The organism is Salinivibrio sp. HTSP (assembly GCF_003390965.1).
Classification (GTDB): domain Bacteria; phylum Pseudomonadota; class Gammaproteobacteria; order Enterobacterales; family Vibrionaceae; genus Salinivibrio; species Salinivibrio kushneri.
Genome location: NZ_PXUD01000006.1, coordinates 41,061 through 65,829, shown reverse-complemented (window position 1 = coordinate 65,829; position 24,769 = coordinate 41,061). Strand labels below are relative to the sequence as shown.

Annotated in this window: 20 protein-coding genes; 11 read left to right on the top strand and 9 right to left on the bottom strand. The window is 51.5% G+C overall.

The features are described 5' to 3' along the window. Positions 1-71: 71 nt before the first annotated feature. Positions 72-2,252 (top strand): DNA helicase II, encoded by a 2,181-nt coding sequence (gene uvrD / locus C7A19_RS01460; protein ID WP_077522962.1) that lies wholly within the window; start codon positions 72-74, stop codon positions 2,250-2,252. A gap of 96 nt (positions 2,253-2,348) precedes the next feature. On the opposite strand, the gene C7A19_RS01455 is transcribed toward uvrD, so the two are convergent. Continuing rightward, the gene (locus C7A19_RS01455; protein ID WP_096630252.1) at positions 2,349-2,993 is read right to left on the bottom strand and encodes a LysE family translocator; all 645 of its coding nucleotides are present in this window, start codon (positions 2,991-2,993) and stop codon (positions 2,349-2,351) included. Next, on the bottom strand, positions 2,990-3,922 hold the full coding sequence (gene rarD / locus C7A19_RS01450) for an EamA family transporter RarD (RefSeq protein ID WP_046074498.1): 933 nt from the start codon (positions 3,920-3,922) through the stop codon (positions 2,990-2,992). Before rarD ends, C7A19_RS01455 begins: the two co-directional genes overlap by 4 nt. 237 nt (positions 3,923-4,159) lie before the next feature. Between rarD and recQ the strand changes: the two genes are divergently transcribed. From recQ to C7A19_RS01430, 4 genes are all read left to right on the top strand, one after another. Then, complete coding sequence (gene recQ / locus C7A19_RS01445; protein ID WP_235607602.1) at positions 4,160-5,974, top strand: ATP-dependent DNA helicase RecQ; 1,815 nt, start codon at positions 4,160-4,162, stop codon at positions 5,972-5,974. Then, the gene (locus C7A19_RS01440; RefSeq protein WP_116643961.1) at positions 5,961-6,263 is read left to right on the top strand and encodes a DUF3630 family protein; all 303 of its coding nucleotides are present in this window, start codon (positions 5,961-5,963) and stop codon (positions 6,261-6,263) included. The genes recQ and C7A19_RS01440 overlap by 14 nt, the downstream gene beginning before the upstream one ends. A 112-nt stretch (positions 6,264-6,375) precedes the next feature. Beyond that, complete coding sequence (locus tag C7A19_RS01435; protein ID WP_069360779.1) at positions 6,376-7,044, top strand: 7-cyano-7-deazaguanine/7-aminomethyl-7-deazaguanine transporter; 669 nt, start codon at positions 6,376-6,378, stop codon at positions 7,042-7,044. 61 nt (positions 7,045-7,105) lie between these two features. Further along, complete coding sequence (locus tag C7A19_RS01430) at positions 7,106-7,540, top strand: GNAT family N-acetyltransferase (protein WP_116643960.1); 435 nt, start codon at positions 7,106-7,108, stop codon at positions 7,538-7,540. Positions 7,541-8,086: 546 nt separating this feature from the next. Here the strand turns inward: C7A19_RS01430 and elbB are convergent. Next, entirely contained in the window at positions 8,087-8,737 is a 651-nt protein-coding gene (gene elbB / locus C7A19_RS01425) for an isoprenoid biosynthesis glyoxalase ElbB (RefSeq protein WP_069360781.1), read from the bottom strand. A gap of 453 nt (positions 8,738-9,190) precedes the next feature. Here elbB and polA point away from each other — a divergent pair, with 453 nt between their 5' ends. Next, positions 9,191-11,941, top strand: a complete 2,751-nt coding sequence (polA, locus tag C7A19_RS01420) for a DNA polymerase I (protein WP_116643959.1) — start codon at positions 9,191-9,193, stop codon at positions 11,939-11,941. A gap of 557 nt (positions 11,942-12,498) precedes the next feature. Here the strand turns inward: polA and yihA are convergent. Continuing rightward, a complete protein-coding gene (yihA, locus tag C7A19_RS01415) occupies positions 12,499-13,140 on the bottom strand; it encodes a ribosome biogenesis GTP-binding protein YihA/YsxC (protein WP_077486651.1) in 642 nt (213 codons plus the stop codon). Between the two features lie 149 nt (positions 13,141-13,289). Here yihA and C7A19_RS01410 point away from each other — a divergent pair, with 149 nt between their 5' ends. From C7A19_RS01410 to hemN, 5 genes are all read left to right on the top strand, one after another. Then, positions 13,290-13,907, top strand: a complete 618-nt coding sequence (locus C7A19_RS01410; RefSeq protein WP_077457399.1) for a c-type cytochrome — start codon at positions 13,290-13,292, stop codon at positions 13,905-13,907. A 669-nt stretch (positions 13,908-14,576) separates the two neighbouring features. Beyond that, positions 14,577-15,218, top strand: a complete 642-nt coding sequence (locus tag C7A19_RS01405; protein WP_077673805.1) for a class I SAM-dependent methyltransferase — start codon at positions 14,577-14,579, stop codon at positions 15,216-15,218. After that, positions 15,215-15,700 carry a Der GTPase-activating protein YihI gene (yihI, locus tag C7A19_RS01400; RefSeq protein WP_116643958.1) on the top strand — a complete coding sequence of 162 codons (486 nt, stop codon included), beginning with the start codon at positions 15,215-15,217 and terminating at the stop codon, positions 15,698-15,700. The genes C7A19_RS01405 and yihI overlap by 4 nt, the downstream gene beginning before the upstream one ends. Before the next feature lie 13 nt (positions 15,701-15,713). Continuing rightward, complete coding sequence (locus C7A19_RS01395; RefSeq protein ID WP_077457395.1) at positions 15,714-16,208, top strand: DUF2489 domain-containing protein; 495 nt, start codon at positions 15,714-15,716, stop codon at positions 16,206-16,208. A 200-nt stretch (positions 16,209-16,408) separates the two neighbouring features. After that, a complete protein-coding gene (hemN, locus tag C7A19_RS01390) occupies positions 16,409-17,782 on the top strand; it encodes an oxygen-independent coproporphyrinogen III oxidase (RefSeq protein ID WP_069360788.1) in 1,374 nt (457 codons plus the stop codon). Between the two features lie 67 nt (positions 17,783-17,849). On the opposite strand, the gene add is transcribed toward hemN, so the two are convergent. The 5 genes from add to C7A19_RS01365 all read right to left on the bottom strand — a co-directional run bounded on the left by add (position 17,850) and on the right by C7A19_RS01365 (position 24,715). After that, entirely contained in the window at positions 17,850-18,851 is a 1,002-nt protein-coding gene (add, locus tag C7A19_RS01385) for an adenosine deaminase (protein WP_069360789.1), read from the bottom strand. Positions 18,852-18,936: 85 nt separating this feature from the next. Beyond that, the gene (locus C7A19_RS01380) at positions 18,937-21,489 is read right to left on the bottom strand and encodes an EAL domain-containing protein (protein ID WP_077650890.1); all 2,553 of its coding nucleotides are present in this window, start codon (positions 21,487-21,489) and stop codon (positions 18,937-18,939) included. Between the two features lie 110 nt (positions 21,490-21,599). Beyond that, on the bottom strand, positions 21,600-23,009 hold the full coding sequence (gene glnG, locus C7A19_RS01375) for a nitrogen regulation protein NR(I) (RefSeq protein ID WP_116643956.1): 1,410 nt from the start codon (positions 23,007-23,009) through the stop codon (positions 21,600-21,602). Then, positions 23,002-24,066, bottom strand: a complete 1,065-nt coding sequence (gene glnL / locus C7A19_RS01370) for a nitrogen regulation protein NR(II) (RefSeq protein WP_077457387.1) — start codon at positions 24,064-24,066, stop codon at positions 23,002-23,004. The genes glnG and glnL overlap by 8 nt, the downstream gene beginning before the upstream one ends. Positions 24,067-24,175: 109 nt before the next feature. Continuing rightward, a complete protein-coding gene (locus C7A19_RS01365; protein WP_155522531.1) occupies positions 24,176-24,715 on the bottom strand; it encodes a DUF4124 domain-containing protein in 540 nt (179 codons plus the stop codon). Positions 24,716-24,769: the final 54 nt, after the last annotated feature.

Sequence of the window (24,769 nt, the reverse complement as noted above, 5' to 3'; positions counted from 1 at the left end):
CGCGCAATTTAGCGCTGAGCTGGTATAATCGCCAACCAGTGTATAAATACCCAGTAAAATGGCAGGTGGCGATGGACGTATCAACTCTTCTTGACGGACTCAACGACAAACAGCGTGACGCCGTGGCCGCGCCGCTTGGTAACCATTTAGTGCTTGCCGGGGCCGGTAGTGGTAAAACCCGGGTGCTGGTTCATCGTATGGCTTGGCTGATGCGGGTGGAAGAGGCGTCGCCGTTCTCGGTGATGGCGGTGACCTTCACCAACAAAGCAGCAGCCGAAATGCGTGGCCGTATTGAGCAATTGATGCAAGGCACCGCCTCTGGCATGTGGTGTGGTACCTTCCACGGTATTTGCCATCGTATTCTCCGTGCCCACTATTTGGACGCCAACCTGCCACAAGACTTCCAAATTCTTGATTCAGACGATCAGCAGCGCTTACTACGCCGGTTAATTAAAGCGCAAAACTTGGATGAAAAACACTGGCCTGCCAAGCAAGCGAGTTGGTATATCAATGGCAAAAAAGACGAAGGCTTGCGTCCCAAGCACATTGATACCCGCCATGATCCGGTCGAAAGCACTTGGCTGCGGATTTATCAGGCGTATCAAGAAGCTTGTGATCGCGCCGGTTTGGTGGATTTTGCCGAGATCTTGCTGCGAACCTTAGAGTTATTGCGCGATAAAGCGGTGATCCGCGAACACTATCAAGCACGTTTTCAGCACATTTTGGTGGATGAGTTCCAAGATACCAACAACATCCAATATGCGTGGCTACGCATGATGGCGGGCCAACAGGCGCATGTAATGATTGTGGGGGATGACGACCAATCTATTTACGGTTGGCGTGGCGCGAAAGTCGAGAATATTCAGCGTTTTCTGGACGATTTCACTACCCCGCAGACCATTCGTTTGGAGCAAAACTACCGCTCAACCAGTACGATTTTGCAAGCGGCGAACACCCTGATTGAAAATAATGCCGATCGGATGGGCAAAAGCCTGTGGACCGAGGGCAAAGAGGGTGAGCCCATCTCTGTGTATGCCGGTTTTAATGAACTGGATGAAGCGCGATTTGTGGTCGGTAAAATCAAAACCTGGCAAGACGAAGGCGGCGCACTCACTGATAGCGCCATTTTATACCGCAACAACGCCCAATCTCGGGTGCTGGAAGAAGCCTTAATTCAAGCCGGCCTGCCTTATCGTATCTACGGCGGCATGCGCTTTTTCGAACGCCAAGAAATCAAAGATGCGCTGGCGTATTTACGTTTGATGGCGAATCGCAATGACGATGCGGCGTTTGAGCGGGTAGTGAACACGCCCACTCGAGGGATTGGTGATCGTACCCTTGAGACGCTTCGTGGCGCGGCGCGCGATCGCGGCCAAACCTTGTGGCACACTGCCGAGCAAATTTTGGCAGAAAAAGCGCTGGCAGGACGCGCAGCCAATGCATTGGGCCGGTTTATCGAGCTGGTCAATGCGCTAGAAGATGACACCCGTGACATGGCGCTGTATCAACAGACCGATGCCGTGATCCGTCACTCCGGCTTGCGCGCCATGTACGAGCAAGAAAAAGGCGAAAAAGCGCAAGCACGCGTCGATAACTTGGAAGAGTTGGTGACGGCCACGCGCCAATTTACGCCGCCCGAAGAGGCGGAAGCGGAAGGCATGACACCGCTGTCGGCGTTCTTGGCCCACGCTGCCCTTGAGGCCGGTGAAGGGCAAGCGGATGAGTTTGATGATGCGGTCCAATTGATGACCTTACACAGTGCCAAAGGTCTTGAGTTCCCCTTAGTCTTTATGGTCGGGGTGGAAGAGGGCATGTTCCCCAGTCAGATGTCAGCCGAAGAAGCGGGCCGCTTAGAAGAAGAGCGTCGCCTTTGCTATGTTGGCATGACGCGAGCGATGGAAAAACTCTATCTGACCTACGCAGAAATGCGCCGTGTTTACGGCAAAGACATGTTCCATAAGATCTCGCGCTTTATTCGTGAGCTGCCCGAGGCCTGCTTGGAAGAAGTGCGCATGCGTGCCAATGTCTCACGCCCTGCCGCCAGCGGTGGCCGTTTTTCCAAAACGCAGACCCAAGAGAACTTTAATCAAACCGGATTTAGTTTGGGTCAGCGGGTTCAACACCCTAAGTTTGGTGAAGGCACCATCATCAACTTTGAAGGCAGTGGCGGACAAAGCCGCGTGCAAGTTGCCTTTAATGGGGAAGGGATTAAGTGGTTGGTGACTCAGTACGCCAAACTGGAAGCGCTTTAATCTCGGCTGCTTAACGCCAAAAAACGTCACATACGCCCAGCCTTGGCTGGGCGTATTGGTATTGACTCGATTGCCTGCATTTTTTCGGCCGCGGTGTTAGCCGAACACGCCGGCTTGCCACACAACCGCGCCACCTAGCAGCAAAAACAACAGCGCACACAGGCCATCGATAACCGGGGCGACCTTGGTGAGTACTTGCTGTACGCGACTGCCTGATAGCAGCCAGGCGAGCGAAGAAAACCAGCCTAATGAGAGTAGGAACACCACCGCCACGGCCATGGCTTTGCCACTGGCAGACATGCTGGCCGGCACCAAGGTACTCATCAACGAAATAAAAAACACCAAGGCTTTCGGGTTGAAAAGGTTGGTCAGTACCCCTTTCCAAAAGGCCTGTTTTTGGCCGCGTACCGCAGGCGCATCATTGGTGGTTTGCGCCGGCGCTGTGGTGGCGGCGAGCAAGCCTTTAATCGCGCTAAGGCCTAAATACATCAGCACACTGCCTCCTGCCACTTGCACCCACATAAACAGTTGCGGGTGCTGATGCACCAATAGACTGATGCCGGTAATGCTCAATATTGTGTGTGCCAAAATACTGAGTGATAACCCCAGCGCAATCGCCAAGCCAGTGGCACGGCCATAACGGGTCGCATTTTGGAGCACCAAGGCAAAGTCGGGCCCAGGGCTGAGCAGTGCAATCATATGTACCCCCGCCAGCGTGGCGAGAATAGCGAACTCATTCATCCTGATTTTCCTGCTGACAAAGGCGTGGTCTCTATCTTGGCTTCTTGCTGGCGCTTAGCTCGATAGGCATCAAAGCTAAATATTGCCAAGGCGGCCCAAATAAAGGCAAAGGTAGTGGCTTTATCTGGGGTAAAGGGTTCGTCATACAAGCCGACGGCAAGTAAAAACATTAAGCTGGGGCCGATATATTGGAAAAAGCCCAATACCGTCAAGGGTAAGCGGGTGGCGGCGCCGGTAAAGCACAGTAAAGGCACCGTAGTGATCAAACCGGCAGCGGCCAGTAGCATATTCAGGCTGATGGGGTTATCGAGCAGGTTGGCGCTGGGTGTATCGGCAAACTGCCACAGATAAATCAGCGCAACGGGCAAGAGTGTGCAGGTTTCCACAAACAAACCCGGCACCGCAGGGAGATTGATTTTTTTGCGCAGTAAGCCGTAAATCGCAAAACTGGTGGCCAGCACCAACGCAATCCAAGGCAGTGAACCAAAGGTGATCAGTTGCACTAACACTCCCACCAACGCCAGCGCGGCGGCAAGCCACTGCAGACGGCGGAAACGCTCACCAAGAAAGATCATCCCCAGCGCCACGTTCACCAGTGGATTAATGTAGTAGCCAAGGCTGGCATCCAGCATGCGGTTATTAACAATCGCCCAGATAAAAATCAGCCAATTACAGCCAATAAAGCAAGAGGTGAGCATTAACATCAACAGCTTTTTCGGTTCGCGAATAATTGGCTTGAGCTGATAAAAACGACGGGTGAAAAAAAGCAGCAATGCCAAAAAGACAAACGACCACAATACCCGGTGCGCTAAAATTTCCGGCGCCGGAATATGGTTGACCGTTTTAAAGTACATGGGGGCGATACCCCACATAATGTAGGCCGCCAGGGCCAATAACACGCCTTGGCGTGTACGTTTGGGATCAGGAATCACAGCGCAGTCTCGTTATAAGTGTCGGTCAGGGATGAACACCAACGTGTGCATGTTGTCTAGATGTAACAAGTTGTAAGGATGGGCGCAAGCACCTTTCTCTGTGCTCAGGGTTTCATCGCCTACAGGGTGTCGGTAGAATGAGCGCCAGTTTGAATAACGAGCTTGATTATGTCCGCCACCCCCGCCCATGCCGATGCGTCAACGTCTAGCGACGCCCCCATTGCTGATCCTGCCATGAGCCCTGCCCATCAGGTACTCAAAGCGGTGTTTGGTTATCACCAGTTCCGTGAGGGGCAACAAGCGGTGATTGATGCGGCGATTGCGGGGCGTGATGCCTTGGTGATTATGCCGACCGGGGGAGGCAAGTCTCTGTGCTATCAGATCCCCGCGTTGGTGCGCACCGGCTTGACCGTGGTGATTTCACCTTTGATTTCATTGATGAAAGATCAGGTTGACCAGCTTAATGCCAATGGGGTTGCCGCGGCGTGCTTAAACTCAGCGATGACGCCTGAGGCGCAAGCGGATACCTTGCGTGCGTTAAATCAGGGGGAGGTGAAGCTACTCTATGTGTCGCCTGAGCGCGCGTTGGGGCGCGACTTTATCCATCGCTTAACAGAGTGGCAACTGGCGTTGATTGCAGTCGACGAAGCGCACTGTATTTCCCAGTGGGGCCATGACTTTCGTCGCGAATATGCCTCTTTAGGCCAGCTCAAACAGCACTTTCCTGACGTGCCTGTGATGGCGCTGACAGCCACCGCGGATGCCACCACGCGCGAGGATATTTTATCCCGCCTTGCCCTGCATGATCCGCTGGTGCATCTGGGTAGCTTTGACCGTCCTAACATTCGTTACACCTTGCTGGAAAAGCACAAACCTTTAGCCCAATTGGTGCAGTTTCTGAGTGGTCAACGCGGCCAATCCGGGATTGTCTATTGTAATAGCCGTAAGCGGGTTGAGCAGGTCACTCAAAAACTGTGTGACAACAATATGCTCGCCGCCGCTTACCATGCAGGGATGACCACTGAGGCGCGCGGATCAGTCCAAGAGGCGTTCCAACGTGATGATGTCAACATTGTGGTAGCGACCGTGGCATTTGGGATGGGGATCAACAAGCCCAATGTTCGCTTTGTGGTGCACTATGATGTGCCGCGCAATATTGAATCTTACTACCAAGAAACCGGCCGTGCCGGGCGAGATGGACTGCCGGCTGAAGCGGTGTTGTTATATGACCCCTCCGACATGGGATGGCTCCATCGCTGCTTGGAAGAAAAACCGGATGGGCCACAAAAGCAGGTCGAAAGCCATAAACTGACCGCGATGGGGGCGTTTGCCGAAGCGCAAACCTGTCGCCGTTTAGTGCTCCTTAACTACTTTGGTGAGAACCGCCAAACACCTTGTGGCAACTGTGATATTTGTCTCGACCCGCCCACCCATTTTGATGGCACCGAACAAGCACAAAAAGCGCTGTCGTGCGTGTACCGTGTTAACCAAAGCTTCGGGGTCGGGTATGTGGTGGAAGTATTGCGCGGGATGCAAAATCAGCGCATTAAAGATCATGGTCACGACAAGCTCTCTACCTATGGTATCGGGCGAGAGTGGAGCCATGAATACTGGGTGAGTATTATTCGCCAATTGATCCACCGCGGTTACTTGGTACAAAACATTGCCCGCAGCTCAGTGCTGCAGTTGACCGAACAAGCGCGGCCATTACTGCGCAGCGAGATTGCCCTTGAGCTGGCGGTGCCGCGTATTGGCCTCAGCCCGCGCACCAAAGCCAACAAACTGAGCCAGCGCCATTACGATAAAAAATTGTTTGCCAAGTTGCGTAAGTTGCGTAAAGCGATTGCCGATGAGGAAGATATTCCGCCTTACGTGGTATTTAACGATGCCAGTTTGATGGAAATGGCTGAGATGCTGCCGTCATCGCAAGCGGAACTCTTAGCGGTCAGTGGCGTCGGGCAACGCAAACTGGAAAAATTCGGCGATGCGTTTTTGGACTTAATTGATGATCATCTTAGTGTAAGTGAATTTGGTTATGGCACCGAGTAACTGGCAACTGATGGCGTCCGACAGCACCTTGGCGTTTTATCAGCCTCAGCTTGATGCGGATAATGCTAAAGAAGTCTGTCAGCCGTTGTTAGGCACCCTCGCGGCCTCTGTGCTTGAGTGCCAACAGGACGCTGACATGATGACCTGGCTGATTGATTTTGAAGGCACGCGCTTGATGCTCAAAGCGGCACATTATACCCAGAGCGTGTGGGTAGAAGCGCTGGATAATGAGGGCGACGAGGTAATTGCCTTTTTGCGCCATTGGTGGACGCGTCATCCGCCTCTTTAAATTGCACTGGCACCGGCGATTGATTGCTGTATAATTCGCCACCTCGCGCTGCCTGTAGACGGGTAGCTAAGTCTTTTGGGTTCCCTCGCCCCCAATAACAAAAAGGTGCACGATGAGCCACTTTTCCCTTGCTCAGCAGCGTAAAGCGCTGGGTTACCTCGTTCTATTCCATCTAATCATTATTGCCTCCAGTAATTACTTGGTGCAGATCCCCTTTACGGTTTGGGGTTTCCACACCACCTGGGGAGCCTTTACCTTTCCGTTTATTTTTTTGGCCACTGATTTAACCGTCAGGATCTATGGTCCGACTCTGGCGCGCCGCATTATCTTGCTGGTGATGGTGCCCTCGCTGCTGATTTCCTACGTGTTATCCGTCTTGTTTTACCAAGGCAGTTATCAAGGCATGGAGCAGCTGGGTAGCTTTAATCTCACCGTCGCGCGGATTGCGATTGCCAGCTTCATGGCTTACTTGCTGGGTCAGATCTTAGATATTCATGTGTTCAATCGGTTACGTCAGCAGCGCCAATGGTGGGTCGCGCCCAGTTGTTCCACCTTGTTTGGCAATGCGTCAGACACGCTCGCCTTTTTCGCGATTGCGTTTTACCAAAGCCAAGATGCCTTTATGGCGGCGCACTGGGTTGAAATTGCTTTGGTAGACTATGCCTTTAAGCTGATTATTAGCTTGGGACTGTTTATTCCTTTGTATGGAGTGTTGCTCAACCTGATTATTCGACGAATCACACAGGTGACCCCGTCGGCGACGGTGCAGCAAACGTCCTAGTCAGTCGCAGAATAAAGAGTCGCATCGCGGCTCTTTTTTTACGTCAATACGAGGAGGTGAGATGGAAATTCGTGCTGGGCACTTAGAGGAGGCGGTAACGGTACTAAACAGCGTGCCCGAGTTGGATGCAGGAGTATCCTTGGAGCAATGCCACGCGCGATTAGCCGGACGCACGGCATTGGTATTGGTCGCGTATCAAAACGGTAAGCCTGTGGGGGCGAAAATAGGCTATGCCACCAGTCAGACGCAGTTTTATAGCTGGCTGGGCGGGGTGAGCAAAGCGGCGCGAGGTCAAGGGGTAGCGAAAGCGCTACTCAAGGCTCAAGAAGCGTGGGTTGATGAGTTTGGTTATCAAACGCTTGCGGTCAAATCACGCAACCGCTTTACCGCGATGGTGTGCATGCTGGTGCGTCATGGCTATCAGGTGGTGGCATTGGAGCAAAAAGGTCAGCCTGCCGATTACCGGCTTTATTTTGAGAAGCAGATCAATAAATGAACAGTGAGTGGAAAATAAGCATATTTTTTTCTTGATAAACGATAATGAGAATGGTTATTATTAACTCGCACTCAGGGTCAAGCCCACATGCTTAACCCTGAAGGCACGACATTGCTCACATTGCTTCCAGTGTATTAGCGGGGCGCTTATCAGACAGTGATTAAGTTAGCCCATTTTTGCTAGGCGACACCTTTCGGGGTGTCGCTTTTTTCTTTTCTGGGTAATGGCTTTTCGAACGATGGATGTTGGCATTATGGCGGTGGATGCAATGACAGTTTGATGACAGCGAGAGAGTCTGAGCACAAGATCAACAAATCAAAAAGCATCGAAATTATTTGTTGAAAATGCTAATGATAATGGTTATTGTTAACTCGTCTTCAGGGCCAAGCTCACATGCTCAGCGCTGAAGGCACGACATTGCTCACATTGCTTCCAGTGTATTGGGGCCAGCAAACTGTTACTCAAACAGCTTTGTTTTTGCGCTCACCTGTTACAGCGACGCCGCTCTCGGCGTCGATTTTTTCTTTGTGTCTTCCTATTATGTGCTTAGGCCAGCTCAACCAGTTTTTTCACCATCCGATTGATGCCACTCGCGGCGTCCGACACAGATGTTGCCAGCATATAGGCCGGTGTGGATAGCAGATGGTGGCGTTGGTCTAACACATAATCCGATACTGGACATTCGATATGCTCACCGCCCATACGGTTAAAGGCGGCGGCGATGTCTGGCTCATTACCAATGGTGCCTTTGACGCCTTTTGGGTAGATCTGCGGGATCATGATCGGGGCGATACACATATAGCCAGCAGGCTTCTCGGAACGGGCAAAGGCCTGACACACTGCAAACATATCTTGGTGTACCTGAACCGGATCGCCATTGTAAGCAAAGTCCGATAAGTTTTTTGCGGCACCAAAACCGCCAGGAACCAGTAGGGCGTCGAAGTCATCGGCGTTCAAATCAGTTAGCGGAAGTATCTCTCCACGCACAATGCGGCTGGCTTCAGTGAGCACATTACGCGTTTCGCTCATCGCTTCGCCAGTACGATGGTTAATAACATGGTGCTGATCGATATCTGGGGCAAAGCACTGCCATTGAGCATCGTTTTGCTCGAGGGCCAGTAGGGATAACACAGTTTCTTGGATCTCGGCACCATCAAACACGCCGCAGCCAGATAAGATCACAGCCACCTTTTTCATCACGCTCTCCTTGTATCGGCATTTAAAATATTGCAATCCGAGTGGGCAATGCTTAAAGCGTCGTCTACGCTTAATTGCATCTAACAGTGTCGCATTGGCCAAGGGCTTATGCGAAATAGTAGCCAAGATCGCAAGAGAAATTGGTGATTATCTCCGCAGTTTGTGATGACTTTCTCTGCAACCTTTGACGCCAGTAGCGATTTCTTTTTCCACACCACAGGATCCTTTTTCGATCAAGATCCAGATCCTGTGATTTTGCCTAAGTTAATGTTTTTATTTAATAAAAAATCCATTTCTTATGTTTGTTTAGACAAAATCAAAACCCTATAAAATAATTACCAACAAAGTTATCCACAGATTGGCGACCTTGTGGGAAAAACCATGGTTAACAGGGGTCGAGACTCGTGGCATGCTTAACGGCTAACGTGTTTAACTGGCGATCAAGATTCTGATATGGCAACTCTTCCCGACAATCCGTTAATCCTTGTGGATGGCTCTTCGTATCTTTACCGGGCATACCATGCGTCCCCTAATCTCACTAATAGCCAAGGCGAGCCCACGGGCGCGGTTTTTGGGGTGGTCAATATGCTGCGCAGCTTGTTGCGACAGTATCCACATTCACACGTGGCGGTGATTTTTGATGCCAAAGGGAAGACGTTCCGCGATGACATGTATGAACAATACAAAGCCAATCGTCCACCGATGCCAGATGATCTACGCGGGCAAATTGAACCTTTGCACAAGATTATCAAAGCCATGGGTTTGCCTTTACTCGCGGTAGAAGGGGTGGAAGCCGATGATGTGATTGGCACGCTCGCCACGCAAGCCTCACAAACGGGGATGCCGGTGCTTATCAGTACGGGTGATAAAGATATGGCGCAGCTGGTGGATGAGCATGTCACCTTAATCAACACCATGACCAATGTGGTGATGGATCCTGAGGCGGTGCGTGAGAAGTATGGCTTTGGTCCTGAGCATATGATTGATTATCTTGCCTTGATGGGCGACAAAGTCGATAACATTCCCGGTGTACCTGGGGTCGGTGATAAAACCGCGACCGCGTTGATTGCCAATCTGGGCGGCTTGGATGATATTTACGCCAGCCTTGAGCGTATCGCCGACCTTGGTTTCCGTGGTGCGAAGAGCATGGCGAAGAAACTGACAGAGCATAAAGAGTCGGCTTATTTGTCACACCAGTTAGCAACGATAAAATTGGACGTTGAACTGGACTTCACCCCTGAACAGCTGGTCAAGCAAGAGCCTGATAATGACACCTTGGTGGCCATGTATCGTGACTTGCAATTCCGCCGCTGGCTCAAAGAGCTGGATGAAGGTGATGCGCCAGAAGAGGCGGTGTCTGATGAGCCTATCTCGCAAGCGGCCACGATTGACCGCAGTGGTTATCAGACCGTTCTGACACGCGACGCGCTGGATAGTTGGCTTGAAAAAATCCGTGATGCTGAGGTGGTCGCGGTGGATACGGAAACCGATAGCCTCAACTATATGGAAGCCAATCTGGTTGGGATTTCATTTGCCGTCGCGCCGGGTGAAGCGGCTTATGTGCCGGTAGCTCATGATTACCTGGAAGCGCCTGCGCAGTTATCGCTGGATCAGGTGCTTGACGTATTACGCCCTTGGTTGGAAGATCCTTCAGCGGCGAAAGTCGGTCAAAATCTGAAATATGATGCCAGTGTGTTTGCGCGTCACGGGATCACCTTAAAAGGGATCGCCTATGACACCATGCTAGAATCGTACGTCTATAACAGTGTGGCGGGACGTCATGACATGGATAGCCTCGCTGAGCGCTACTTGCAGCATACCTGCATCAGCTTTGAAGAGATTGCCGGGAAAGGCAAGAAACAACTGACTTTTAACCAAATCCCGCTTGAGCAAGCGGCACCTTATGCGGCGGAAGATGCCGACATTACGTTGCGTTTGCACCAATACCTGATTGGGAAAGTCACCAGTGACGAGAAACTAAAAACCATTTTTGAGTGCTACGAGATGCCGCTGGTCAGCGTGCTGTCGCGCATGGAACGTCATGGCGTGTTAATCGACAAAGACAAGCTGGCGACCCAATCAGAGGCGCTACATACTCGTTTGATTGAGCTTGAGCGTGAAGCCTTTGAGATTGCCGGCGAAGAGTTCAACTTAAGCTCGCCCAAGCAACTACAAGCAATTTTGTTTGAGAAAATGGGCCTGCCGGTGGTGAAGAAAACCCCATCAGGGAGCCCTTCAACCAATGAGGAAGTGCTGCAAGAGCTCTCACTCGATTACCCGCTACCTGCGCGGATTTTGGAATACCGTGGACTGGCAAAACTCAAATCGACGTACACGGACAAATTGCCGCGCATGATTAATGCGCAAACGGGCCGCGTGCATACCTCGTATCATCAAGCCGTCACTGCGACGGGACGCTTATCGTCCACCGATCCGAACTTACAAAATATCCCCATTCGTAACGAGCAGGGGCGTCGGATTCGCGAGGCCTTTACGGCAGACGCGGATAATACCATTTTGGCGGTGGATTACTCGCAAATCGAATTGCGGATTATGGCGCATTTATCTGGTGATAAAGCCTTGCTAGAAGCGTTCCGAGAGGGCAAAGATATTCACGCCGCCACCGCAGCCGAAGTGATGGGTATCCGCCTCGATGAAGTCACCAGTGAACAGCGTCGCCGCGCCAAAGCGATCAACTTTGGCCTGATTTATGGCATGAGTGCCTTTGGCTTATCTCGTCAATTAGGGATTGGTCGCCATGAAGCACAAAGTTACATGGATACTTATTTTGAGCGTTATCCAGGCGTGAAGGCCTACATGGAACGCACCCGTGAGCAAGCGGCGGAAAAAGGCTACGTGGAAACCATTTTTGGTCGTCGCCTATATCTGCCTGAAATAAAATCACGAAACGGCATGCGTCGTAAAGGGGCCGAGCGCGCGGCAATCAATGCGCCGATGCAAGGGACGGCAGCCGATATTATCAAGCGTGCGATGATACTGGTTGATCAATGGATCCAAGCCAACGCCGCGGATGAGGCTCGCCTGGTGATGCAGGTACACGATGAACTGGTGTTGGAAGTTAAAACGTCATCAATGTCCAAAGTTGAAAGCCAAGTACGGAAATTGATGGCGTCAGCGGCTGACTTGGATGTGCCTTTGATCGCCGAAGCAGGGTTCGGCGATAACTGGGGAGAAGCCCACTAAGTTCAGGGTTTTTATTGACCTTTCTGTCTTTTTACACTGAAAGCCGATATTTTTATCGGCTTTTTTTTATTCATTATCCACCTGATCTGTGGCGTTTTTACGCTAAATAGGTTTATTTTTATGAAAAAAAATTACGTAAGATACTTTTCAACACTGAGTGATTGATATACAGTTAACAGCGTAGGGTACAGAGGTAAGATGTTCTATCTTTCAGACCTTTTGTTTCACGTTATTGGATTTGGCTGATTCAGCAGCCCCAGTCAGGATACTGACTGGGGCTTTTTTTATTGGCTAATCGTCAGCGCGAGGCGTCACCCTGCCACTGCCTTTTTTGTGTTTTGCTGATTCGCATCATCCCATTCTTTTCAAAAAAATTAGAGCAATTACTTTAATTTTGGCTAAGGGCTTGGTTATAATGCGCACAGCTTCTTGTTCTTTATGTGTCTATAGGGTCTGATTGAGATCGCTTAAGCACAAAGATTCGCCGGCCCTCATATTGAGGGTCGGCTTTTTTTTATCTACGTCAGTGACAGGCAGGCTTTCCCCGTTAAAGCGGGTTAATCGGTTGGTTGTGCGTCGTCGGTAAGAGGAGAGGGATCTTGTTGATACCAGCCGTCTAGCTTGCGGCGTAATTTATCGACGCCCATGCCTTTGAGCGATGAGTACAACTCGACCTCAACATCGCCGCAAAAGGCCAGTGACGCTTCACGGATTTTCATCAGTTGCTGCTTACGTGCCCCTGATTTCAACTTATCGGCTTTGGTCAGTAGTACCAACACTGGCAAGTGAGACTCTACCGCCCAGTAAATCAGTTGCTGATCCAAGTCTTTCATCGGATGACGAATATCCATCAACACCACTAATCCGCCAAGTTGATCACGTTTTTGTAAATATTCTCCCAGTGAACGCTGCCACTTCTCTTTCATTTCCAAAGGGACTTGGGCATAACCATAACCGGGTAGGTCGACAATATGACAACCTTCGTCCACCTTAAAGAGGTTAATTAATTGTGTGCGCCCGGGTGTCTTACTGGTCTTTGCTAGGCTCTTTTGGTCACAAAGACGGTTAAGGGAGCTAGACTTACCGGCGTTGGAACGGCCAGCAAACGCAATCTCGATCCCCGTATTATCAGGAAGATGGCGAATGTCGGGTGCGCTGGTAACAAACTGGGTGTTACGGTAATTAAGTGATTGCTCCACTGTTAACTCCGTCTCGTCTTGGTGTAGTAGACTGATTACTTTTGTGTGAATTTGTGTAAAATAACCGTGCTCGGTTTTTGATCGGTAATTGTACCATGACGGTAACTAAGTAGTGGTACTGGAAGCTTGATAATTATAAACGGAATGTCATGAAGAAATTAGCGCTAATATTGACTCTCCTCGCCAGCACTTCAGTCTGGGCCCAAGGAGATGCTGAAGCGGGCAAAGCAAAATCCAATACCTGTGTCGCCTGTCACGGTGCTGACGGTAACAGTGTTTTGCCTGATTACCCAAACTTGGCGGGTCAGCACGCCAACTATCTAGAGAAACAACTGAAAGAATTTAAGCTCGGCGCGCAAAGCGGCGGTGAGCAAGGACGATATAACGCTGTAATGGCTGGCATGGTCGCGCCGCTTTCTGAGCAAGACATGGCAGACTTAGCGGCGTATTATGCAACCTTAACACCCAAGCCTGGTACCACGCCTGAAGGCGCTATCGAGGTAGGCCGCCAGCTCTACATGGCCGGTGATCCTGAGCGCGGTATTGCAGCCTGTACAGCCTGTCACGGTCCTCGCGGGAACGGCACCCCTTCTTCTGGTTTCCCGAAAATTTCTGGCCAGCCTGCGAAGTACCTAGCCAGTCAGTTGAAAATGTTCCGCGCCGGAGAGCGTCATAATGATATGAACAAAATGATGCGGTCGGTCGCGGCGAAACTGACGGACAAGGAAATTGACGCGCTGTCTAACTACTTAGGCGGGCTACACTAACAACCGAGCCGCTCTGCGAAAACGGTGGTGTGATAAACGCCGCCGTTTTTGTCCCTCCCGTTTATTCCCCCGGCCATCTCACTAGGCCCGCGCTTTGACATCACACCACGCCGATAGCGATAACAGCGACCTCGTGTGTGAGAGATTGGCTATTTGCTAGCAAGAAAAACACGTCACTTTTTGAAAGATATATTTTTTATCTGTTTAAAATCAGTGCTTTACCTCCATTATCCATTTTCGCTTCTTATTTTTATTTGGCGGTCATTCTAGGCAAGCGCGGTCACTGCGATATGCTATCACTATCAACAGGACGTTGGTCTTAAGGACAAGAGACTGAGCCAAGCAAGGCAGATGAGCACCAGGACGGTCTAACCACAGGATGTGGATGTTGCCAAGGTTGGCGCACAAGGATGACGTGACACAGGATGTGTAGTGGGTGTCGAGCGACAAGGACGCAGGAAGCGACGGATAGGCAGGCATGCTACCCACAATGACAGGATGTTGATACTAAGGCGCTAAGCGCCATTTATCAGGGATGAACCCAGTACCAGGACGGACACGATCCGCTTATTATCGCAAGCGCGATACGCGACAGGCTTTATGCCTGTCGCTTTTTTATTGACCCACTTTCTGCTACATTCGCGCCAGCCTTTGGCATAGATGAATGATATGCAGCACTGCCCTTTATGTGAGCACACAACAACCCATCTTTATCATACCGACAAACGCCGTGCGTACTTTCAATGCACGGATTGCGCGTTGGTATTTGTTGATCGCCAAACGCTGCTTGCGCCCGAGGACGAAAAGGCCATTTATGATTTGCACCAAAATCACCCGGAGGACCAAGGCTACCAGCGCTTTTTATCGCGTTTAGCCACACCCTTGCTGGCGCGACTGACGGTGCCTGCGAGCGGGTTAGATTTTGGCTGTGGTCCAGGGCCCGTGTTGGCGAGTATGTTGCGAGACGCAGGGCATGATGTGGCCTGCTATGATCCCTTCTATGCGCCACAAACCGACGTACTGGATGAATGCTATGACTTTATTACCTGTACGGAGGCGATCGAGCATTTTTATTGGCCGAAGGCGCAGTGGCATCAATGGCTCTCAATGCTTAAACCGGGCGGCTATTTGGGGATTATGACCAAACTGGTTAAGGATCCCGATGCTTTTTCACGCTGGCACTATAAGAACGATCTGACTCACGTTAGCTTTTTTAGTCGCCATACGTTCCAGTTTTTAGCTCACCAAGCTGGCTTGGCGCTCACGTTTATTGGCAACGACGTAATTTTAATGAGGAAACCACAGACATGACGCGTAAAAAGAAAACGCGCCGCGTAGGATCGGAAGGCCCGGCGCAATACGTAGATAAAAACCAGAACGAGCAAGACCGCATTGCGCGAATGCTGAAAAAGCAGAAAAAGCGTAAGGGCAAGAAAGCCGGCTCGCGTCATTCAGAAGAAGAAAACAAGCAAGTGCGTCGCAGCGGTGGTAAAAAAGACCCGCGCATTGGCAGTAAAAAGCCGATCCCATTGGGTACGGATGCAGAAAAACCGAAGCAACCCAAACTCACGCCAGAGCAAGAGCTTGCAAAGCTTGAGCAAGACCCACAACTGAACGTGTTGCTGGATCGCATCGAAAATGGTGAGAAGTTGGGCGCGGGCTTGCAAGCTTACGTGGATGAAAAGCTGGATCGGATTGAAGTGCTGATGGATAAACTGGGCCTGCTGACCGACGACAATGAGTTGAATGATGACGATGACCTGCTGGCTAAATTTGAGCAACAGGATGATTAACAAGGAGTAACCGGTGCAGGAGTGGATCTGGATATTGGCAGGACTTGGGGCGCTGATTATTTTGGCGTTGTCGGTGTACGCAGGCGTATTGCTGGCGAAGCTAAAGCGACAAACCAAATGGCAAGCCGAGATGAAAGAGGCAGCGATCAACCAACGCAATGATAAAATCATTGAGAGCGTTGATGTGATTGCGTTTGCCGCACTGCAGGATCAATGCGATTTGTCGGAGGCCGCGATCCGTCTTTACATGATCATGGATCACCTACAAGGCGATAAGCGGGTTGAGTTTGATAGCCGCTATCCGGCCTTGTTTGAATTGTATGAGGCGGTAAAAGATACCCCTCGTGGTGAGGCTAGAAAGGGGCTGAAAAAGAATGAGCGCATGCGACTCGACTTAGACCGAGCCAAACATGAAGCGCGTCTGGAAGAGGCAATAAAAGTGGAGCTCTCAGACATTCTTGCCTTTACTGGGGGTCGCCACATCCCTGATCATATCCTGACACACTGAGTGTGACTGCCTGGAAAGCAGCCGATAACAGCTGCTTTCCACTGTCATTTTGTCCCAATACCCTTATAATTATTAGGCGAAAATCGATCTCGCCGACACTTTCGCAACATCAGTGCGGGTAGTGCTAAACACCTGACTTAAGGCTGTGGCACACTAGACCCTGTTACTCCTTTCCTAAGCGCTTTTGCGGAATGTAAGCCATGTCATCACCACAAATCATTTGGGATCAAGCCCTTATCAATAAGTACAACTATTCAGGGCCCCGTTATACCTCGTACCCGACGGCACTCGAATTTCATGAGGCGTTTGCGCCCGCGGAATTTGATATGGCGTGTAGCCAGTATCCTGAGCGCCCGTTGTCGTTGTATGTGCATATCCCGTTTTGCCACAAACTTTGCTATTACTGTGGCTGCAATAAAGTGGTGACACGGCACCAGCATAAGGCGGATGAGTATCTGGATGCGCTTGAGCACGAGATCCGTCAGCGTGCATTTTTACTTGGCTCACGTCGTGTGACGCAACTGCATTGGGGCGGAGGCACCCCGACGTTTCTCACTAAAGCGCAAATTTCTCGCTTAATGCACTTGCTACGCCAAGAGTTCGACTTTGAAGACGAAGCTGAGATCAGCATCGAGGTCGATCCGCGCGAAATTCCACTCGATATGCTCGATCATCTCCGCGATGAAGGCTTCAATCGTATCAGTATTGGGGTGCAGGACTTTGATAAAAAAGTGCAACAGCTGGTGAACCGAGAGCAAGATGAAGACTTTATTCATGCCTTGGTTGAACGTGCCCGCGAACTGGGCTTCCGCTCCACCAATCTCGATTTGATTTATGGCTTGCCCAGCCAATCGCCAGAGGGGTTTGCCAATACGCTTGAGCAAGTCCTTACCATGCGTCCGGGTCGACTCTCAGTGTTTAATTACGCGCATTTACCCAACTTGTTCGCGGCGCAGCGCAAAATCAAAGAAGAAGATTTACCCTCACCGGACGCCAAGCTCACCATGTTGCAAGACACCATCAATACGTTGACGGGGGCTGGCTATCAGTTTATCGGCATGGATCATTTTGCTCTGCCTGATGATGAGCTGGCGGTGGCGCAGCGTGAAGGGCGTTTACATCGCAACTTCCAAGGCTATACCACCCAAGGTGACTGTGATCTGCTCGGGCTCGGGGTGTCGGCGATTTCGATGATTGGTGATTGTTACGCGCAGAATCAAAAAGAGATGAAAGCGTATTATCAGCAAGTGGATGCCGAGCGCCATGCCCTATTCAAAGGCGTGATGCTTGAGCCGGATGACCGCATTCGTCGTGATGTGATTAAAGCGCTGATGTGTAATTTCACCCTAGAGAAAGCGGACATTGCGACACGTTACCAGATAGATTTTGATCAGTATTTTGCTGAGGATCTGGCGCTACTGCAGTGCTTTATCGATGATGACTTGGTCCGGGTGACTGATAAAACGATTTCAGTGACCAAAACGGGCCGTATGCTGATCCGCAATATCTGTATGAGCTTTGATGTTTATTTGCGAGATAGAGCGCGTCAGCAACAGTTTTCGCGGGTGATTTAACCTAAAAAAACCGCCAAATGGCGGTTTTTTACGGCGCGAGCCTCGCGTGGAGTGGCTCGACGAAGACCTAGCGTGTTGCCGCGTGGGCTTTCAGTGCGGCTTTCTCACTATCAGACAAGAAAGCAATCGAAAGGCCATTTTCTTGCAATGTGGTGATTTGCGCCGGCGTTAAGCCCGCGGCAGGGGCAGCGACTTCATATTCATAGGGTAATTCAATCCCTTCCACGGCTGGATCGTCAGTATTTAACGAGGCCAGAATGTCATGGTCGAGGAATTGACGCACCGGGTGCTGCGCGAGATCAGCAATGGTGCTGGTTTGGATGTTTGACGTCAGGCAAGTTTCAATACCTATCTGGTGTTTCGCCAAGTAATCCATCAGCGCTGGATCCTCAATGGCTTTCACACCGTGTCCGATTCGGGTGGCGCCGAGTTCGTTGATTGCTTGCCACATACTGGCGGCGCCAGCGGCTTCGCCAGCGTGCACGGTCACTTGCAGGTCGCTGGCCCGTACTTTGGCAAAGTGCTCGGTGAATTGGTCGCCCGGTTGGCCCAGCTCATCACCGGCCAGATCGATGGCCACTAGGTGTGATTTCTGTGTCAGTAGTGCATCCAGCTCGGCCATACAGGCTTTTGTGCCGAAGGTACGGCTCATGATGCCAATCAAGTTGGTTTTCACGCCAAAGTCGCGGCTACCCGCCTGTACACCATCGACCACGGCTTCGACCACGCCTTCTAGTGGTAATTGGTGCTTCAGCGCCATGTAGTAGGGCGAAAAGCGCAGCTCGGCATAATCAATTTGCGCGTTTAAGGCATCTTCTACGTTTTCGTAGGCGACGCGGCGAACGGCATCTAAATCCCCTAATACGGCTACGCCCCAATCGAGCTTAGACAGGAACGCCACTAAATCGGGTTCGTTCTTGACCACCTGCACATGTGGGCGCAGTGACTCGATATCGGTGGCGGGTAGTGGCATCGCAAATTTTTGCCCTAGCGCCAAAATGGTGTCGATACGAATATTGCCGTCCAAGTGACGGTGCAAATCTGTCACGGGTAAGTCTTTTGTTATCATCATCGGTTCCCAGCAGGTGAGTTGGGGCTCAGTATAGCGAGTGACTCTCTTATCGTCAGTAGTCAGTGTATCGATGGCGTGACAGCTATCGCGTGGGGAGCTTATCCGTTACCCGTTCTGTTGGTTGTTCCGCTAAGGGGAGGGGTTTAGCAAACAAGAAGCCTTGTGCAAAGTGGCAACCAATGTCACGCAGCCGTTCGGCTTCTTCCTGGGTTTCTATGCCCTCGGCCACCAGGTGCACATCCATACCGCGTGTCATGGCAACCACGGCTTCAATGATGCGCTGGTTAGTGCTGTTTTCGGTCATCGAGTGAACGAAGCTGCGATCAATCTTAAGGCTGTCAAACGCCATTTGGTGAAGGTATGCCAGCGATGAATAGCCGGTGCCAAAGTCATCGATAGCAATTTTAATTCCTAGCGCGCGGATTTTGGTTAACCCTGAGGTCGCTAAGTGCTCATGACTCATCAGCTGTGACTCAGTGATCTCCAAGGTTAAATTCTCCGCTGGCAGTTGGGTACGATCCAGCACGCTTTGCAGTTTGTCGATAAAGTCGGCCGACAGTAGCTGACGTGCGGATAAATTCACGTGCAGCTGATAATTGGCTGGCCACAAGCCTTTTTGAATCTGCGCCACGGTGTCATAAGCGGCTTGCTCGAGTACCTGCATGCCGATTTGATTGATCAAGCCACTTTGCTCGGCGACGGGAATAAAATCGGCCGGGGAGACCATGCCACGCGTAGGGTGGCGCCAGCGCACCAAGGCTTCCGCGCCGCAGAAGCGGCCATCAAGCAAGCGGACAAAGGGTTGGTAATACACCTCAAATTGATGATGCTGTACGGCGTGATGAAGCTCGAGGAGGAGCCTTGATTGCTCTTGAATCCGTGCCTGCATATTGGCTTCAAAGTACACATACATCGCTGTTTCACTGCGTTTGGCTTCGCTCAATGCGAGACCGGCGTGATCAAGGCCTTCGTAAATGGCATCGCCAAAGGTGTAGCCAAAGACGACCCCCGCACACGCGTCGACCAAAACATCATCGTTGCCAATGGTGACAGGGCGCTTAAACAAACTCAGTAACTGATCGACCAATGCCTCTGATTGCGTGCGGTTAGTGGTATTGGGCGCGAGAACGGCGAACTCATCGCCACGCACGCGTGCCAGTAGCATCCCAGAGCCATCGGAGAGGGCGCTGAGTCGATCGGCGATCGCGCATAAAAGCGTGTCCCCGCCTTCTTGTCCAAGGCTATCATTAATGTTGCGAAAGCCGTTGATCCCCAAAATCACCAAGGTATTGGGGGCGTGATAGCGCAAGCCAGCAGCCTGTTCAATCAAGCCTTCACGGGTATAGAGTTGCGTGAGGTTATCTTGGCGGACTTGTTGGCGCAGTGCATTGAACGACTGCTGCAACTTGACCGACATGTTGTTAAATGCTTCTTTGAGTATCGAGATTTCCCGCAGGCTTGCGGGCGTATTGATGCGGTAAGTCAAGTTGCCCGATGCCAGTTTGGCTGCCGCTTCAGCGGTGTCTCTCAATGGGCGAGTCAGTTGGCGTATAATGAAATACACCACCGCAAGCCCGATCAGTGCCATGGTCACCACCAGATAAATGCTGATCTCTTGCTGGCTTAGCAGGTTTTTTAACAGTAGCTGGTCGGGCAGTGCGACCACTACATACCATTGATGCTGAAAGGGAGCGGGCATCGCCACTTGTTTAATGGTGCCATAAAAATGGCCCTTGTCGGCAATATTGAAACTAAAGGGCTTGCCTAAACGGCCGGGTTCGGGCGGCCACGCGTTTGCGACCTGACTAATGGTATTATCGAGGACTGGGTTATGGCTAATATCGGGAAAATGCAAGATATTGCTGGGGCTCTCTTGGCCACTGTGGGCGATCATCCGACCCTCATCGTCGACAATAAATAATGCCCCCCCAAGTTTTTGTTGCCGCTCACTTAAGAAGCGATTAAACGCATTGAGCTTGATGTCGCTGGCGACCACACCCCACAGATTATCGTCGACCATCACCGGAGCAATCGCCGATAAGGAGACTTCGCCGACTTCATCGGCATCACGGTAAATATCGGTCCAGCGTGGTTGCTCGCGATTGAAAGCAGGAATGTACCATGGTCGGATGCGTGGATCGTAGTAGTTGTCTTGATAAATGACGTTAGCGTTTGGCGTGCGGCCATCAAAAATACGCAGCGTACCCTGGGTCGCGTCACTTTGCTCCATCAAAATATATTGACCGGCTTGGCTTTTACGGTAGCCGAAATATTCGCCCTCGGCATCGACGCCAATGCTTAATACCTGCATGTAAGGCATGGCTTGGTAGAGGGAGGTGTAGCTATTGAGAAGATAATCACGCAGCCCTGCGTCAGTTATTGGCGCATCGCCAAGCCGGGCGGCTAGGCTGTCGGCGACAAAAATGTTGGCATTAAAGGGGTGAGCAAGATACTGGCGCAAGTCTCGCTCAATACCGACGGAGTAATCCTCGAGTAATAACTTGCCGACAAATTGCGAGCTGGCGCGATAGTGGTTGTTGATGGTAATAATGATCACGACCAGCGTGAGTGTTAGGACGAGAAACACGGGGAGCATCACGGCAGCGCGTATCGACAATGGGCGTAAGTTTCTCATCAGGACAGCAACTTTACTCTTATAAAAAAACAACATGATTGTTAGATTTTACCTCAATCTCTTTACTTAAATTTAGCAGAGGTTCAAAGAGTGTCAGTTTCAATAATGAGTTAAGACTCAATATTTAGCTCTTTGAGTTTACGTGTCAGGGTATTACGCCCCCATCCTAAAATTTTAGCTGCCTCTTGTTTGTGGCCATGCGTGTGCTTGAGCGCCGATTGCAACAAGATGCGTTCAACACTGGGGAGCGCTTGTTGCAAAATACCATGTTGTCCTTGTGTTATCGCATCTTGCGCCCAATGCGTGAGAGCCTGCTGCCAATCATGGGCTTCATTGTCGGTCATAGCGCTGGGCTGGTTGAGCAGCTCCCTTGGGAGATCGGAGGGCAGCACCTCCTTACTGCTGGCCATCACGGTCAGCCAGCGGCAGGTGTTTTCTAGCTGGCGGACGTTACCCGGCCAAGGTAACTGGCTCATCATGGTTTCTGTGTCTGGGTGGAGTTGCTTGGCTTCGACATCTAGCTCTTTGGCCGCGCGGGCAAGAAAATGCTGACACAGCTGGGGAATATCTTGGCGCCTGTCTTTGAGTGAGGGGAGATGAACGCGGATCACGTTCAAGCGGTGAAACAAGTCGTCTCGGAAACTGCCTTCTGTCACCAAGCGTTCAAGATCTTGGTGGGTCGCAGCGATAATGCGCACATCCACATCGACCGCCGCGTGACCGCCGACCCGATAGAATTGACCATCCGCCAGCACACGCAGTAAACGCGTTTGCACATCCAATGGCATATCGCCAATTTCATCCAAAAAGAGGGTGCCGCCATTGGCTTGCTCAAAGCGTCCTTGCCGGACCGCATTGGCTCCCGTAAACGCCCCTTTTTCATGACCAAACAGCTCAGATTCAATCAAGTCTTTGGGAATGGCGGCCATATTCAGCGCGATAAAGGCTTGATCGGTCCGCGGACTATGACGATGTAGCGCTTGGGCGACTAGCTCCTTACCTGTACCCGACTCACCATTGATTAATACCGAAATCGAGGAGCGTGACAGCCGGCCAATGGCGCGAAACACTTCTTGCATCGCGGGAGCCTCGCCGATGATCTCGGGCGTCTGTGTTTGCGGCTGTCGTGACGTTTGTTGCTTTTGCTGCTCTTTATAGTGGGCCAGCGCGCGCTCAACCAGGGCCAGCGCTTCATCAATATCGAACGGCTTGGGCAGGTATTCAAACGCGCCTTTTTGATAGGCGTTGACCGCGGCATCTAAATCCGAGTGCGCGGTCATGATGATCACGGGTAAGTCAGGATGTTGCTCATGTACCGCTTTTAGCAGCGCCAGCCCATCGCTACCTGGCATGCGAATATCGGAGACCAACACATCAGGGCGACGTTCATGCAGGGCACTGAGTACATTTTCAGCATTGCTAAACGTATCGCAGGTGAGGCCGGCAGCACTGAGGGTGCGCTCCATCACCCAACGAATAGAGCTGTCATCATCAACAATCCAAATGGTCCCTTTACTCATGTGGCGTGTCCTTTTCTATGATTGGCAATTGGATGGTGAAGCAGGTATGGCCTGGCCAGCTATTCACGTCAATTTTCCCTTGATGCTGATCGATTAAATGATGGGTGATGGCGAGTCCAAGCCCATTGCCGTCAGCCTTGCTGGTGACCATGGGGTAGAACAAGGTGTCTTGCAGATGCGGCGCGATCCCGGGCCCATTGTCGATGATTTCAATTTGCGCGACCACCCGGTGACGCTCGCCATGGATCACGGTTTGAAAGCCTGTGCGCGTGCGCAAGGTGAGCCGCGCGTTTGGCTGACCACTTATCGCATCCGCCGCATTAGTGGCGACGTTGAGAATCGCTTGCTCCAGCTGCTCAGGATCCATCTCAAAATCAGGTAAGCTGGGATCATAATCGCGAATGATCTGGATGCCTTCGTGGTTATCGAGGCTGATCAATTGGCGGACTTTTTCCAATACCACGTGAATATTTTGTCGTTGGCGCAACCCAGGACGCTGTGGTCCCAGTAAACGGTCGACTAAGTTTCGCAATCGGTCGGCTTGCTCGATAATAATTTGCGTATATTCCGCTAAGCTCGCATCAGGCAGCATCTTTTCTAGCAGCTGTGCCGCGCCGCGTAAGCCGCCAAGAGGGTTTTTTATTTCATGCGCCAAGCCGCGTACCAACTCTTTTGCCGCTTGTTGTTGTGCTTTTTGGGTCAGCTCCTTACTGATCCTTTGCTGTTGGCTGACCACATTCACTTCCAGTAGCAGCCGCCCTTCGTCCTCTTGATCAAATAGCGGACTGGCACTGAGTTGCACCTTTTGTGGCTGACCGTCCACCACCCAGGTCACATCACTGTCCGTCAAGCTCTGCCCCGCCCGTGTGGTGTTGGCAATTTGTGCCCAGTCGACGCTGGCGTGCTGAATTTGCTCGGTGAGCGGCCGCGTCAGCAAGCGCCTGGCACTTTGATGCATCAGCTGCTCGGCGGCCGCGTTGACGTACTGAATACGCCATTGGCTATCCACCACAATAATGGCGGTGAGGAGGTGGTCGAACAGTTGAGCGGGTGCCATCCGTGTTGCGTCCTTGTTTGCACTGATTTGGTGCATTGAGTGTAATCGAGATCCTTGCTTGATGCAGCTTGCACTGCTGGGTTTGTGAATGCATCGGCGTTGTCGTGGGTTAATCATGCGCGCGATGTGGCTGATTCACGTGGGCGCGATGCAAATACACCTGATGTTCAGAGGACGATGCAATTATCTTGCCGTTTTCTAAAACGTGCACTTTAAAGCGATGGGTGCCTCTGTCTACCGGGCCGAGATGCCATTGCAGTGTGAGCTGTGAGGCGCTGCGCGTCTGCTCAGGGTGAGCCTGAACGGGTTGACCGTCCATCACCAGCTGCACGCGGTCGCTTGGGGAAGCCGCCGGGGCCAGAATGGCTTTTACGGAAACCTTGCCGGGGTTGCTGCGCAACGTCGCGCCATCACTGGGGTGAACCAGTGTGATCGTCACGTTTGATTGATGTGTGGGCGTGGGGGGTGTCTGCGGCGGTTGCGTTAACGGTGGCGATACCGGCGAGGGCGCGTAATGGCGCACTTGGTGGGGCGCGTTGGGAGGCTGATCACTAATATGCCATTGTCCGTTTTGATCCTGCCATTGGTAAACCGTGCCAGCCTGGCAGGTGACAGTGAGGCCGAGTACGATAATGGTTAGCCAGCGCATCGCTTCCCCTTTTTTATCTGCAGATAGTGGCAATGATAAGCGAGATGGCGCGGG